The following is a 16,381-nucleotide window of genomic DNA, read 5'->3' on the forward strand; positions in this document are numbered from 1 at the left end:
AAATTAAGGAAATAATCTAACTTTGCAAGCTAAGTATACAAATCAGATTGATATAAAACATAATAGCATGAATTCTAACGAAATCAGACAGGCATTTTTGGATTTCTTTGCCTCAAAACAACATAAGACTGTTTCTTCGGCACCAATGGTTATTAAAGATGATCCAACTTTAATGTTCACCAATGCGGGAATGAATCAATTTAAGGATATATTTTTGGGTAACACACCAATTAAATACAAGCGAATTGCCAACTCTCAAAAGTGCCTGCGCGTTTCAGGAAAACACAACGATTTAGAGGAAGTCGGTCACGACACCTATCATCATACCATGTTTGAAATGTTGGGTAACTGGTCGTTTGGTGATTACTTTAAAAAAGATGCCATCAATTGGGCATGGGAACTTCTAACTGATGTATTCAAACTGCCGCAAGATAGATTGTACGCTTCTGTTTTTGAAGGAAGTGCTGATGATAAATTAGGCCGTGATGATGAAGCTGCAGAATTATGGGCCAAGTTTCTTCCTGCCGAACAAATTATAAACGGAAATAAGAAAGACAATTTCTGGGAAATGGGTGATACAGGCCCATGTGGACCTTGTTCCGAAATTCATGTTGATTTACGTAGTGATGAAGAACGGAAAATAGTTGCCGGTCGTGATTTGGTAAATAAAGATCACCCGCAGGTAATTGAAATTTGGAATCTTGTATTTATGCAATACAATCGCAAAGCGGATAGTTCTTTGGAAGCTTTGCCTCATCAGCATGTAGATACAGGCATGGGTTTTGAACGTTTGTGTATGGCTATGCAGGGAAAAACATCAAATTACGATACTGATGTGTTCCAGCCAATTATTCAGACTATCGCAAAAATGAGTGCGAAGGAATATGGTAAAGATGAAGAAATTGATATTGCTCTTAGAGTAATTGCCGACCACATTAGAACCATTGCTTTTGCCATTACCGACGGACAATTGCCCTCGAACAATAAGGCAGGATATGTAATCCGAAGAATTTTGAGAAGAGCTGTTCGTTACGGCTACACTTTCCTTGGCTTTAAAGAGCCATTTATGCATCGTTTAATTCCGGTACTAATTGAGGTGATGGGAAAACATTTCCCTGAACTGATTAAGCAGCAAAACTTAATCGAAAAAGTAGTAATGGAAGAGGAAAACTCTTTCTTAAGAACTCTCGAAAACGGAATTCGCCTTTTGGATCAAATTATTGATAAAACAAAATCGGAAGATTACAAAGTTGTATCGGGTAAAGTGGCTTTTGAATTGTACGATACCTATGGTTTTCCGTTGGATTTAACGGAATTGATTTTGAAAGAAAACGATTTGGTTATCAACCGTAAAGAATTTAACGAAGAAATGGAAGCTCAGAAAAATCGTTCACGTTCAGCAACATCTGTTGATACCGGCGATTGGATTGAGATTTTAAAAGATGATGTAGAAGAATTTGTTGGTTACGATTACCTGACTACTGAGGTAAGAATTACCCGTTACCGCAAAATTTCTTCGAAAGATAAAGACCAGTATCAAATGGTTTTCAACATTACTCCTTTTTATGGTGAAAGTGGCGGACAAGTTGGAGATACCGGATACATTGAAGCGAATGGAGAAAAAATCTCTATTGTAGATACAAAAAAGGAACATGGATTAATTGTTCATTTTACAAAAGAATTACCAAAAGATCCAACTGTAGTATTTAAGGCTGTAGTCAGCGAAAGCAAAAGAACTTTAATTGCAAATAACCATACAGCAACTCACCTAATGCACCACGCACTCCGTGAAGTATTGGGCGAGCATGTGGAACAAAAAGGATCTCTTGTAAATGCTGATCATTTGCGTTTTGATTTTTCGCATTTTCAGAAACTAACCGAGGAAGAAATTGCCAAGGTAGAAGAAATTGTGAATGCTAAAATTCGTGAGAACATCTCTATCGAAATAAAGAATAACATACCAATGACTGAAGCTGTAAACCTTGGTGCAATGGCTTTATTTGGTGAAAAATACGGCGATTTGGTTCGTGTTATTAAATTTAACGATTCAGTTGAGCTTTGTGGAGGAACACATGTGAAAGCTACTGGTCAAATCGGGTATTTTAAAATTACATCGGAAAGTGCAATTGCTGCCGGTGTTAGAAGAATTGAAGCAATTACAGCTGTAAAGGCTGAACAATTTATCAACGATAAGTTGAATACCTTAAAGGAGATTGAACGCATTTTTAAATCAAATCAGAATCTGATTAAGAACATTACTGATTTGATGAATGAGAATTCAGGTTTGAAAAAAGATTTGGATGGTTTCATAAAAGACCGTTTGAAAATCGTTAAGAATGATTTGAAAGGAAATATCTCGGTAACGAATGATGTTAATATTATTGCCGAATCAATTGCTGTTGCCAGCGCGGGTGACATTAAAGATATTGCATTTCAACTAAAAGGAGAAGTTGATAATCTTGTGTTTATTTCGGGTGCCGATTTGGATGGAAAAGCAAACATTACCATCATGTTCTCGGATAATCTGGTAAAAGAATACGATTTGAATGCCGGAGCTATTATTCGTGAAGCTGCCAAAGAAATAAAAGGCGGTGGTGGCGGACAACCATTCTTTGCTTCAGCTGGCGGTAAAGATCCTCAGGGACTGGAAAAAGCAATTGAAGTTGCCAAAAAAATGGTTCTTCATAAAATTGAAGAATAATATTTTAGCTACAAGCATACAAAAAACGCCGTTTCGATTTGAAACGGCGTTTTTTGTATGTTCTAATTTCTTACAGAATCTGACTGTAAAATCTTGAAGAGTTTACACAATCAAAACAGACATTTATCTGCCTTATTAAAGATAAATGTCACAAGACAAAAAAGAGATTTACTTACTTACAACAAGTTACATGTTTGCATGAAAAAATAGTTTGTAATGCAAATGGCAAGTGTAACTTGAGCTATTTTGAAATTATAAAGAAAAGCGTACCTTGAACTCTCATATTCGGAAACTGACGAAACATAAGGCTTTCATCCGAATTTCAATAAAATTCTTTTAAACGAAATAAAATTTTATCAACTATGAATAAGTTTCTGAATTTCCTATTCTCTATGCAAATGATGGGAGTACTCATCATTTTATTTGCTTTCTCAATTGGAACAGCAACCTTTATAGAGAATGATTTTGGTACTTCAGCAGCCCGTGTATTGGTTTATGATGCCTGGTGGTTCGAGTTAATGTTACTTTTACTAACCATTAATTTGGTGGTAAATATTTTCAGATACAAGCTTTACAAAAAGGAAAAGTGGTCTATATTCCTGTTTCATGCAGCCTTCATTATCATTTTCATAGGCTCGGGGATTACCCGATATATTGGTTACGAAGGCAATATGCACATTCGCGAAGGGCAATCAACCAATCAGATTACCACGATGAGTTCCTACATCAATATTCAGGCACGAACCAATAGTAAGATCAGTCAATTAAGCGAAAAAATTACTGTTTCATCGGTAAAAACAACGGAATTTAGTGATGATTTGAATATCGACAATAAAAATGTTGAGGTATCACTTAAAACAATGATTCCCAATGCTCAATCGACCATTGCACAGGATCCGAATGGCACACCCATTATTGAGATGGTTGCGGTTGGTTCTACTGGAATGGCAGGAATGCAGAATTTTACTATAGCTTACAGCGAACAAAAAAACATAGGTGCTAATCTTATCGCATTTGGAGGTAGTCCCAATGCAAATACTATTGTTTTCGATTACTCGGATAGTTTAAGAATAATTTCTCCCTTTGAATTTTCGGAAGTAAGTATGATGGGCGGAGATCCAATTCCAATGGAAGCTAATAAATGGCACGTGGTATTCCCTAAGAAATTATACGATTTAAACGGCACCAAAATAGTAATCAAAAACTTTTTCCCTGCAGCAATTTACAAATACATACAAGGCGGAGATAAGAATGCCCCTACGGTATTGGTATTTGATGTAAAAAGTGGAAATGAGCAAAAGGAAATGATTGTGAAAGGATCAAGTAATTATGTTGGCGTACCCAGTAATTTGATGATAAACGGTATTGATGTTGCAGTAGCTTACGGTCCAAAAACAATTGAAATTCCATTTTCTCTGAAACTAAACAAATTTATCTTAGACCGATATCCCGGCTCAAACAGCCCATCATCATTTGCAAGTGAAGTTACTCTTGTGGATAATGAAAAAGGGATTGAACAAAACCATCGTATTTTCATGAATAACATTCTAAAATACAAAGGATTCAGATTCTTTCAGGCATCGTATGATACGGACGAAAAGGGAACTGTTCTTTCGGTAAATCACGACCAGTGGGGAATGAGAATCACCTACTTTGGTTATTTTATTCTGATGCTGGGTATGGCCTGGTCGCTGATTAGTCCGGCTACCCGTTTTAAAGCATTGGGGGCAAAATCGAAAAGTATGAAAGTTATTGCCGTAACGGCTTTCCTGATTGCAGGCAGTCTGTTTCCTGCTTCGGCACAAAATGAAATATTACCTATTGTTCCATTAAAGCAATCGCAGGATTTTGGAGCATTGTTGGTGCAAGATAACGGCGGTCGTTTCGAACCCATTAATACCATGGCCAGCGAGGTGATTCGTAAAATCACAAAGAAAAGCAAGTTTCAGGGATATACTGCCGAGCAGGTTTTTCTTAGCATGATTGTAAATCCACAACAGTGGCAAACGGTTGCCATGATTAAGGTTGGGAATTCGGAATTAGCTAAGGAACTTGGCATTTCGGGCAAATACGGATCGTTCGGACACTTTTTAGACCAACAAGGTCAGTACAAACTTTCGAAGAAAGTACAGGATGCTTATTCAAGAAAACCATCGCAGCGCACAGGTTACGATAAGGAAATTATTTCGGTTGACGAAAGGGTTAACATCAGCTATATGGTGTTTACTGGTGAATTCTTAAAAATATTCCCTGATCCGAACGATGACATGCATGCCTGGTACAATCCTACTGCTGAACTGGCTTTTTCCGGCGATGATTCTTTGTTTGTAAAAAAATCAATATTGCTGCTGGGACAAGCCTTAAACAGCGGCGATTTTACAAATGCAGACAATTATATTGCAGGAATAAAAACCTATCAAAACCGTTTTGCCCAAAATGTAATTCCATCGCCTACCAAACAAAAAATTGAGATTCTATACAACAATACCAATATCTTTAAAAGGTTATTCCCCTACTATTTATTAATTGGTTTCTTTTTAGTCGTGTTTCTGGTGATCCAGATTATCAACCCGAAATTTTCGGTAAAGTGGATTATGCGTGCAGCCATACTGATATTAGGAATTGGCTTTATCTTACACACAACCGGATTGGCTGCCAGATGGTATATTTCCGGTCATGCTCCCTGGAGCAACGGTTTTGAATCGATGACTTATGTGGCATGGGCATGTTTACTTTCAGGATTTATATTTGTGAAGAAATCGGATTTTGCCTTAGCTGCAACATCTATTCTTGCAGGTTTAACTCTTTTTGTTGCACATTTAAGCTGGATGAATCCAGAGGTTACCAATTTGGTTCCGGTTCTTAAATCGTACTGGCTAACCATTCACGTAGCCATTATTACTGCCAGTTACGGATTTCTTGCTCTGGCGGCAATTTTAGGAATGATCAACCTCTTCCTGTTCAATTTACAGAATAAGAATAACATTGATAGAATTAAAAGCACTGTAACAGATCTTAGCCGGATTAGTGAAATGACTATGACCATTGGCTTGTATTTCCTTACCATCGGAACTTTTCTGGGTGGTATTTGGGCAAACGAATCGTGGGGACGATACTGGGGGTGGGATCCTAAAGAAACATGGGCACTGGTAAGTGTTTTGGTATACAGCTTTATATTGCACATGCGTTTTATTCCCGGCTTAAAATCGGTTTACTCCTTTAATATTGCTTCGGTTTGGGGCTACAGCTCAATCTTAATGACTTATTTTGGTGTAAACTACTATTTGGCTGGTATGCATTCGTACGCAAAAGGCGATCCTGTTCCGGTGCCAACCTGGGTGTACTACACCGTTGCAATTGTTCTGATTCTAAGTTTAACTGCTTACTTCAATTACAAAAAATACAATACCGAACCAGAAGAGGTGGAGGCATAAAATAAATATATTTCAAAGTTTAAAGAGCTTCGCTTAGGTGAGGCTCTTTTTCATTTTTTTATAATAGTCCTCAAACTGGACGGGCTTCTGCAATACTCCTAAACAAGTAACTCCTATAATCTGAGCGTGCTTTGTCAGCCTGCCGTAAGGCTTGCCACAATGCAACCACACAGAAATGACAAGGATCAGGCTGACTTGATTCTTTTATTCTTGAAATATTATTTTGGTACTCATGGTTTCACTTTGTTCGGCAGTTTACTTTTCTCATCTAAGGAGAAAAGTAAAAGCCTTGCGGCTTGAGCAAAAGAACAAAAAAGGAACCTGTTGGGGTTCCTTTTCTATATAATAAAAGTATTTACTTATGCTTTATTCGTAGTAATCACAAAAATGATGAGTGGCTCGTCAGTAGTGTTTTGCACCGAATGAAATCCCTCATTGCTTACTGCAGTGATGCTTCCTTTCGTGATTTTATGGGTTCTTACTTTACCATCTTCACCTGCCTTATCGGAATACTCTCCTTCGCCATGCACCACTACATAAATTTCTTCTTCTCCTCTGGGACCGTGATTGTGAAATCCGGCCTGATCGTACTTGTTTAAAAAGACCATGAAGCAACCAATCCTGTTATTTATCAACTCATCCGCATCAAACATCTGCAAGAGGTAAACAATGCCATTGCCGCCATACATTGGCTGACGGGTATCTACACGAACAACCGACCTTTTGTCCTGTCCAAATGGAACAACCGAAAGATCGATGTACTTCGATACAATATCAATTACCTGATTGGCATCCTTTATCTTCATAGAATCGAATGGAGTTTGGTTCCCGTTTAGTTTACAGAGATCAAATGGATATCGAAAATAAGAACTGATCCCCCAGGGATTTTTGAATAGTTATAGCTACCATAAGCCAAGGATGCAGGAACAAACAACTTTCCCTTACCTCCCTCTTTAAAATAGGTAATACCTTCTTTCCAGCCTTTAATTACCTCATCCAATCCAAAAGAAACTCCAGCAGAACTACTTTCATCAAAAACAGATCCACTCAAAAAATAGCCTTTGTAGGCCACAGTTACATTCGACGTACCTGTTGGCTGTGCTCCTGTTCCTTCCTCTTCAATTGTATAATACAAACCTGAATCGCTTTTGGTTGCACTTATGCTGTTTGCTTCCAAATAAGCCAGTATATCTTCATCATTCTTTGCAGCAATCATTTCAGGAGTATATACCTCAATTTCAAAAATCAGTACAGATCCTCCGGGAATACCATTGTAATCTTTACTGCCATATCCTAAATGGGCAGGTATTAATAACATTCCTTTACCGCCTTCTTTAAAATGGGTAAGTCCTTCGGTCCAACCAGGAATAACACCTTGTAAATTGAAGGAAACTAAATTCTCCTTACTATCGTCGAAAACCGTACCGTTGGCATAATAACCTTTGTAGGTAACTGTTACATTAGAAGTACTTGTAATTGAGGCTCCTGTACCCTCCTCCTCAATTACGTAATACAGACCCGATGCAGTTTTTTCTGCAGCTAAATTGTTTGCGAGCACATAAGCTGCAATCTCTTCTTCATTCTCTGCCCTGTAATCTTTTTCATCATCGGAACCCGAACATGATACTAAAAAGGCAAAACACAAGGCTAATAAGCTATACTTCATATGATTTATAATTTGTTTTTAATTTGCCATATGGAACTTACCATACTGGAATAATTATCCCTCAATGTCAAAAACACCTTGGCATGGACGTTTCATATCTATCTGTTTTATAAAAAAAACAAATATAGTAAAAAGTGGGAATCCTGCTTAGTAATCTCAAAATTGATCAGTATGACTGTAATTTTCAAGATATGCCACGGCATGCCCCACCTCATTTATATCCCCTTTCACTTCTTGACCTTATAATCTTATTTAGAAATAGACGCTATCTAAATTACTGATGCCCAACAATATTTTAATCCGAATTCCGTAAATTCATCTAAAACCATACCTATGTCGAGATTTATACATGTTCTATCCTTAGTCTTATTTGTACTGATTGTTTTAATTGCAATTGCAGTTCTTTGCTACTATGGATTCACCTACTATCATCTGAATGTTGAGGAGCGTTTCTATCATCCCGATCATCAAATATTGAAACCAAGTGGTATTGTTGGGCATGGTTTGGGAATTATTGGTTCGCTGCTGATTATTATAGGTGTGTTTATGTATATGGTTAGAAAACGAATTGCGCGTTTTTCGAGAATTGGAATTCTAAAATACTGGCTCGAATTTCATATTTTCCTGTGTTCGCTCGGACCTGTTTTGATTCTCTTTCATACAGCCTTTAAATTTGGAGGAATTGTCTCCATTTCGTTTTGGAGTATGGTAGCAGTTGTTATTAGCGGTATTATTGGGCGATTCATCTATATTCAAATTCCCAGAACAATAGAAGGCCGGGAATTGAGTTTATTAGAAGTAAGAGATACAAAAACTGACGTTGGTGCACTGCTGAAGAAAGAGTACAATTTGAATGAAGAAAGCCATCAAATTATTGTGGCATCGGTAGCCGGAAATTCTGATAACAATTCAGGTTTGCTTCTGTTCCGATTACTAAGAAAAATGGCAAAAGATAGAAAGACCTATAAAAAAATAGATTCTGAACTGAAACGAAACAAACTCTCCCAAGCCGAACGGAAAAAAATTAAGCGTTTGGTGATTCATGAAATTACTTTGAACCGTAAGATTGATCGACTGAACTACATGCAAAAGCTTTTTAAATACTGGCATGTTGCCCATCTGCCTTTTGCACTGGTGATGTTGGTTATTTTACTCATTCATGTAGCAGTTACCATCATTTTTGGATACAAATGGATATTCTGATATTAATAGATATGAGATTCCAGCTGTGAGAAATGAGATTGATATACTCAAATAAAACTCCAATATCTTTCTTCATAAGATGGATAAGAGAAACTTATTAAAAAACATTCTATATAAAATGGATTTGTTGCTGGAAGAGATAATAATTTACGGCTCGGTTTTCTTACTTTGTTTGTTGGTTGTGTTCATTTACATCCGAAAGCAAAAAAGAGAATCGCGCATTGTTGAGCAAAAAATTACGCAAGCCAAAGCCGACGGATTGTACGAACCGGTATCACTCCATCCGGTAGTCGATCAGCATTCCTGCATAAAGAGCGGTGCCTGCATAACGGTTTGTCCCGAGAAAGATATTTTAGGAATCCAAAACGGAAAAGCTACCGTAATTAACGCATCACAGTGCATTGGGCATGGTGCATGTTTTCATGCCTGTCCTACCCAAGCCATTAGTTTGTGCATTGGTACCGAAAAACGTGGCGTAGAATTACCTCATGTCGATCAGAATTTTGAAACCAATGTGCCGGGCATTTTTATTGCCGGCGAATTGGGTGGTATGGGACTGATAAGAAATGCAGTTGAGCAAGGCAGGCAGGCAATCGAGAATCTCACTTCCTGCATCAAAAAAAACAGCAAAGCGGAATATGATGTACTCATTGTTGGAGCAGGACCCGCAGGAATATCAGCATCCTTAATGGCAAAAAAGAACAATCTGAAGTTCATCACTCTGGAACAGGATAGTCTGGGCGGAACAGTTTTTTCTTTCCCTCGATCAAAAATTGTAATGACCTCCCCTATGGATCTTCCTCTTTACGGAAAAGTGAAATTGTACGAAACCAGCAAAACAGAATTGCTCGAACTGTGGGGAGACGTAATGAACAAAAATGAAATCAGCGTAAGCGAAAATACAAAGGTTGAATCGATAGAAAAGAAGCACGAGTTTTTTAGTATTCGTACAAAAAACGGAGAAGAATATACCTCTCAGACAGTACTAATCAGCATTGGCCGGCGCGGTAGTCCGCGCAAGCTGAATGTAAATGGTGAACAGCTGGAAAAGGTAGCCTACCGATTACTCGAGCCCGAAAACATCTCCAACAAGAATATTTTGGTGGTTGGCGGCGGCGATTCGGCCATTGAATCGGCTCTGCTTTTGGCAGATCAAAACAAGGTAACCTTATCGTACCGAAATAATTCTTTTAACCGCCTAAAACCTAAAAACAGTGAGCGAATTCAAGATGCAATCGCTCAGAACAAAATAAACGTGGTCTACAATTCCAATATCGATCTGATACAGGAAAATTCTCTTACACTTTCGATTACTGATTCGGAAGACAAAATTGCCCTTGATAACGATCTGGTCTACATTTTTGCCGGTGGCGAATTACCCTCTCAATTCCTGAAAAACTCAGGCATACAAATCACCAGGAAATTTGGCGATGCAATGCTAAAACACTGACAAATAAAATCTGGAAGAGTCTTGAAAAGTCGAAAGGTCGAACAAATTATGAATGATGAATTTCACTCCTAACTTATAATTCATAACTCTTAATTGACAACTCATCATTAATAAAACAAATGCACAGATATTCCCTCATCATATTACTCTTGCTTGTTTCACAAGTTGTCCTTGCTCAATTGTCGCCGGGTGATTTGTCAAAAGCACATGCCAATTTGGAAGGTCTTTCGAATTGCACCCAGTGTCATGTTATTGGTGAAAAGGTAAGTAACAGCAAGTGTTTGGATTGCCATACATTACTTAATGAACGCATTGTTTCGAACAAAGGCTATCACGCTTCGGGCGAAATTAAGGGAAAAGAGTGTGTTGAATGTCACAGCGATCATCATGGGCGAAAATTTGAAATGATCCGCTTCGATAAAAATACTTTTAAGCATGATTTAACGGGTTACGAACTACAGGGTGCACATCAGAAACTGGATTGTAAAGAATGCCACCAAAGCAAATTCATTACGAATAAACAAATTGCCAAAAAGGACTATTCCTATCTGGGACTGGAACCCAAATGTGCCGTTTGCCACACTGATGTTCATCAGCAAACACTTTCGTCCAGCTGTAATGATTGTCATGATCAGAATCAGTTTGTGCCTGCTTCAAATTTCAATCATAAAAGCACCCAATTCCCTTTACTGGGTAAACATGAGAATGTGGACTGCGAAAAATGCCATCAGACAGAGATAAAAAACAACGAGAAGTTTCAGCATTTTGCCGGCATCAAATTCAATTCCTGCACCTCCTGCCATACCGATGTTCACAACAACAAATTCGGCCCCAATTGCACCGATTGCCATACAGTAAACTCATTTAGAAGCGTAACTGCACTGAGTAATTTCGACCACAACAGTACTAATTTCAAATTAAGCGGAAAACACAAGAATGTAGATTGCAAAAGCTGCCACAAAGGCTCATACACCACACCCATTGCACACAACAGGTGCTCCAATTGCCATCAGGATTATCACCAAGGACAATTTACAGCAAAGAAACTTTCGCCGGATTGCAAGAATTGCCATAGTGTAAACGGATTTGCAGGCTCGAGTTATTCCATCGATCAACACAACAAGAGTCAGTTTCCTTTGCAGGGAGCCCATTTGGCGACTCCTTGCTTTGCCTGTCATCAGCAAAATGAAAAATGGCAGTTCCGAAACATTGGCAAAACATGTGTCGATTGCCATGAAAACATACACAAGAATATCATTAGCGATGGATTTTATCCAAACCAAAACTGTACTGCCTGTCATCAGGAAAATACATGGAACCAAATCGAATTCGATCACAATTTAACCGCCTTTAAATTAAAGGGCGCGCACACTAAACAAGATTGCCGCGCCTGTCATTTTACTAAGAACAATCAAGGCGAAGCCATTCAAAAATTTACTGGTTTCGATCAGGAGTGCCTAAGTTGCCATCAGGATGAACATCAGAAGCAATTCGAGAAAAAAGGCACAACCAACTGTTTAAACTGCCACCATCATGATGATTGGAAAATTGCCAATTTTAATCATGATAAAACTGACTTTAAACTGGAAGGAAAACATGCTGTTATTGATTGTAATGCATGTCACAAACAGCTGGAAATGAATCAAACTTTTTATACACAATATAAATTTAAAGATTTCTCATGCGCTACTTGTCATCAATAATCTTGATTTTATCATTTTCGCTCAATGTCTTTTCCCAATCACCTCACGGAAAAGACATGAAAATAGATTGTGCAACCTGTCATACTCAGGAAGGATGGGTGGTGAACCCAGAAACATTTTCTTTCGATCATGCCAAAACGAATTTTCTGCTCGAAGGTCAGCATAAAGCCACAGACTGTAAGTCGTGCCATACCAATTTGGTATTTTCCGAAGCTAAAAGCGAATGCATGCAATGTCATACCGATGTGCATACCGGCACGCTGGGTTCGGATTGTATGCTGTGTCACACAACACAATCGTGGCTGGTGACCAATATCTCCGAAATTCATCAGCAAACCAGCTTCCCGCTTGTTGGTGCTCATGCCACAGCCGATTGTTTCGACTGCCATACCTCCAATAATTTTGCACAATTCGAGCCTTTACAGGTTGAATGTATCAACTGTCACAGAAAAGATTATATGGCGGCTACTGAACCAAACCATGTAACCGGTAATTATTCTACCAACTGCGAAGATTGTCATGAAATGGGTGCTTTCCAATGGTCATCGGGAGGTTTCAACCACGATTTTTTCCCTTTAACAGATGGTCATGCCATTAGCGATTGTTTCCAATGTCACACAAACAACAATTACTCATCGCTGTCCACCGATTGTTTTTCATGTCATCAGGCTGATTACAATGCCAGCACCACCCCTAACCATGTATCGGCCGGCTTGCCGCAAAATTGTGAATTGTGCCATACAACCAAACCAGGTTGGAAACCTGCCAGTTTCGATACGCACAACGATTACTATGTGATACAGGGAGCACACAACAGAATTGCAACAGATTGTTTTGCCTGTCACGAAGGCTCCTACAACAACACACCAAATACCTGTGTTGGTTGTCATCAGGCCGACTACAATCAAACTTCAGATCCGGTGCACAGCACATCGGGTTTCTCTACCGATTGTGAAACCTGTCATTCGCAGGATGTTTGGGAACCAGCAAATTTCGATCACAACGATTTTTATGTGATTGAGGGAGCACATACCAAAATTGCAGCAGATTGTTTTGCCTGTCATCAAGGATCATACGACAACACGCCAAACACCTGCGCTGGTTGTCATCAGGCCGACTACAATCAAACTTCGGATCCGGCGCACAGCACCTCAGGATTCTCTACTGATTGCGTAACCTGCCATTCTCAAAATGCATGGGAACCTGCCAATTTCGATCACAACGGTTTTTATGTGATACAAGGAGCGCATACAAAAATTGCAACAGATTGTTTTGCCTGCCATCAGGGAAGCTATGTGAACACACCAAACACTTGCTTTGGTTGTCATTCTGCGGATTACAATCAAACTGCTGATCCTGCTCATCAAGCAGCTAATTTCCCAACGGAATGTACCGATTGCCATACCGAAAATGCCTGGGAGCCTTCCACTTTCGACCACGACGGACAGTATTTCCCAATTTACAGCGGAAAACACCGCGATGAGTGGAATTCATGTACCGATTGTCATACCAACACAAGCAATTATGCTGTTTTTTCGTGCATTACCTGTCATGAACACAACCAATCCGATACCGACAGACATCACAGTGATGTAAACAACTACGTGTACAACAGCACCTCTTGTTTGTCCTGTCATCCAGATGGAAGAGAGGATTAACCCTCGCAAAAGCATAAAGAACAAACCTGGTTGTAAGGTGATATCAAAAAGATGATTAATAGAGCTAAACAGAGATAAAAATGAGAACTTTACCAGCAATTGTCGTAATTATTTTGCTTTGCCTAAGCACCCCGCTTCGGGCACAGGAAAAGTTTTTAGAAGGTGAAATCTCCTACAAAAGCTCACAAAACACCTATGTGAAATTCTCAAATACCGAATCAATTTCCGTTGGCGATACGCTGTATGTGAAAAAGGATTCTGATTTCGTTCCCGTATTAGTGGTGAACAACAAATCGTCGATATCGGTAATTGGAATGGCAGTTGGAGATATCAAGCTTGCCAAAGGCGATAAAATTATTGCCTTTCCTACAGCTAAAAAAACACCCGAAAAAGATATTATTCTGACTGAAGATCCCGAATATAATACTGAGATTGTTGAAAAAACAACACCAGCACCCAGAACCAAACAGGAATTGAACCGGGAGGAACAAATCCGTGGTAAAATTTCAGCTTCGTCCTATTCCAACCTGTCCAGCTCATCGGGAGGCAGTAATCACCGGATGCGTTACAGCTTATCAATGAATGCCAAAAACATCGACAATTCGAAATTTTCAGCCGAAACCTACATTCGCTTTTCGCACAATTCGGGCGAGTGGGATGAGGTAAAATCGGATATTTTTAATGCACTTAAAATTTACAATCTGGCCATTTGTTACGATGCCAACCAGAGCACAAGCATTTGGTTGGGGCGAAAAATAAATCGGAAAGTTTCGAACATTGGCGCTGTTGATGGTGTACAGGTAGAAAAAAAAATTGGCAATTTCTCGCTGGGAGCTATTGCAGGCTCGAGGCCCGATTACGAAAACTATTCCTTCAATTTTGACTTGATGCAGTTTGGTGGATACCTGGAACACAGCATGAAAACCAAAGTGGGAAGCATGCAAAATACGGTGTCGTTTTTCGAACAAAAATACAAATCGAATACCGACAGACGGTTTGCCTACTATCAGCACAGCAATTCGCTTTTAAAAAACCTGTTCCTGTTTGCCTCTTTCGAAGTTGACCTGTACAAATTGGAAGAGGAAGTTTCGAAAAACACCTTCGACCTCACCAGCATGTATCTTTCTTTGCGATATCGGGTATCCAAACAACTTTCTCTTACGGGTTCGCTCGACAGACGCAAGAATGTGGTGTACTACGAAACCTTTAAAAGCCTTGCCTTTCAGATACTGGAAAATGAAACCCGTCAGGGAATTCGCTTTCGGGTAAACTACCGCCCCACGAATCGAATTTCGCTGGGGGCAAATGTCGGCCATCGTTCCCGTAAAAGCGAAGTGGAAGATTCAAAAAACCTGTATGCCTTTGTATCGTACCGCAACGTTCCGGGAATTAACAGCAATGCCACCCTGTCAACCTCCGTTTTGCAGACTCATTATCTGGATGGAATAATTTACAAACTAAGACTAACGCGCGATATTATTCCGGGAAAACTATTTGCAGGTCTCAACTACAGCTATGTGAATTACCAGTACAAATTCAACGATAATGAATTGATTCAGCACATTGGTGAAGCAAATGTATCGTGGCGAATCAATAAAAAACTCTCTTTCTCGGCCAATTACGAAGGAACATTCGAGTCTTCGCAGAATTATTCCCGACTGTATTTGAATTTGATCAAGAGGTTTTGATTTGCTTTTCTTGAAATGCCCCAGCTGAAGCAGGGGACAATGGAAAAAGACCGAACCATCATCATTCTGAGCGCAGCCGAAGAATCCTTTCATTAAAATAAGATGTTTCGACAAGCTCAACATGACAGCTGCACAGCTACCGCACGATTGTATCGTGTGGCACTAACTTTATAATATTAAGGGACGCGATACAATCGCGCACCAGCGTGAGGGAGAGGAAGTTTTGACAATCCTTTTGAAAAAAACGAAGCTATCTTCTCTTCTTATTCAGGAGAAGCATAGGATGAGGTATTGGGATAATTCTTAAACCTCTCCCCAGCCCTCTCCTGAAGGCGAGGGAGTTTTGACAATCCTTTTCAAAAAAAAACGAAGCTGTTTTCTCTTCTCCTTTAGGAGAAGGATAGGATGAGGTCTATGGAAGAGATGTGTTTTTAATGCCCCGGCTGAAGCAGGGGACAATGGAAAAAGACCGAACCATCATCATTCTGAGCGCAGCCGAAGAATCCTTTCATTAAAATAAGATGTTTCGACAAGCTCAACATGACAGCTGCACAGCTACCGCACGATTGTATCGTGTGGCACTAACTTTATAATATTAAGGGACGCGATACAATCGCGCACCAGCGTGAGGGAGAGGAAGTTTTGACAATCCTTTTGAAAAAAACGAAGCTATCTTCTCTTCTTATTCAGGAGAAGCATAGGATGAGGTATTGGGATAATTCTTAAACCTCTCCCCAGCCCTCTCCTGAAGGCGAGGGAGTTTTGACAATCCTTTTCAAAAAAAAACGAAGCTGTTTTCTCTTCTCCTTTAGGAGAAGGATAGGATGAGGTCTATGGAAGAGATGTGTTTTTAATGCCCCGGCTGAAGCAGGGGACAA

Annotated in this window: 9 protein-coding genes; 7 read left to right on the top strand and 2 right to left on the bottom strand. The window is 39.3% G+C overall.

The window, feature by feature from the left end:
• The first annotated feature begins 67 nt into the window (after positions 1 to 67).
• Together alaS and ccsA are read left to right on the top strand one after the other, a co-directional pair.
• Positions 68 to 2,701, top strand: a complete 2,634-nt coding sequence (gene alaS / locus GQR60_RS02080) for an alanine--tRNA ligase (RefSeq protein WP_124991321.1) — start codon at positions 68 to 70, stop codon at positions 2,699 to 2,701.
• 362 nt (positions 2,702 to 3,063) lie between these two features.
• The gene (gene ccsA / locus GQR60_RS02085; RefSeq protein WP_124991322.1) at positions 3,064 to 6,135 is read left to right on the top strand and encodes a cytochrome c biogenesis protein; all 3,072 of its coding nucleotides are present in this window, start codon (positions 3,064 to 3,066) and stop codon (positions 6,133 to 6,135) included.
• A gap of 359 nt (positions 6,136 to 6,494) precedes the next feature.
• Here the strand turns inward: ccsA and GQR60_RS02090 are convergent, their stop codons facing one another.
• Complete coding sequence (locus GQR60_RS02090; protein WP_124991323.1) at positions 6,495 to 6,941, bottom strand: cupin domain-containing protein; 447 nt, start codon at positions 6,939 to 6,941, stop codon at positions 6,495 to 6,497.
• 26 nt (positions 6,942 to 6,967) lie between these two features.
• A complete protein-coding gene (locus tag GQR60_RS20040) occupies positions 6,968 to 7,801 on the bottom strand; it encodes an FKBP-type peptidyl-prolyl cis-trans isomerase (RefSeq protein WP_225441303.1) in 834 nt (277 codons plus the stop codon).
• 333 nt (positions 7,802 to 8,134) lie between these two features.
• Between GQR60_RS20040 and GQR60_RS02105 the strand changes: the two genes are divergently transcribed.
• The 5 genes from GQR60_RS02105 (at position 8,135) to GQR60_RS02125 (ending at position 15,503) form a co-directional block, all read left to right on the top strand.
• Complete coding sequence (locus GQR60_RS02105; protein ID WP_124991324.1) at positions 8,135 to 9,004, top strand: hypothetical protein; 870 nt, start codon at positions 8,135 to 8,137, stop codon at positions 9,002 to 9,004.
• Positions 9,005 to 9,083: 79 nt separating this feature from the next.
• Complete coding sequence (locus GQR60_RS02110; protein WP_225441304.1) at positions 9,084 to 10,454, top strand: NAD(P)-binding domain-containing protein; 1,371 nt, start codon at positions 9,084 to 9,086, stop codon at positions 10,452 to 10,454.
• A 119-nt stretch (positions 10,455 to 10,573) separates the two neighbouring features.
• Positions 10,574 to 12,157, top strand: coding sequence for a cytochrome C (locus GQR60_RS02115; RefSeq protein WP_124991325.1), 1,584 nt, complete (start codon positions 10,574 to 10,576; stop codon positions 12,155 to 12,157).
• A 56-nt stretch (positions 12,158 to 12,213) separates the two neighbouring features.
• Positions 12,214 to 13,815, top strand: coding sequence for a hypothetical protein (locus GQR60_RS02120; protein WP_124991326.1), 1,602 nt, complete (start codon positions 12,214 to 12,216; stop codon positions 13,813 to 13,815).
• Positions 13,816 to 13,895: 80 nt separating this feature from the next.
• The gene (locus GQR60_RS02125) at positions 13,896 to 15,503 is read left to right on the top strand and encodes a TonB-dependent receptor (protein ID WP_124991327.1); all 1,608 of its coding nucleotides are present in this window, start codon (positions 13,896 to 13,898) and stop codon (positions 15,501 to 15,503) included.
• Positions 15,504 to 16,381: the final 878 nt, after the last annotated feature.

Origin of the sequence: Labilibaculum euxinicum, from assembly GCF_009795715.1 — a bacterium.
In the GTDB taxonomy this organism is placed as follows: Bacteria; Bacteroidota; Bacteroidia; order Bacteroidales; family Marinifilaceae; genus Labilibaculum; species Labilibaculum euxinus.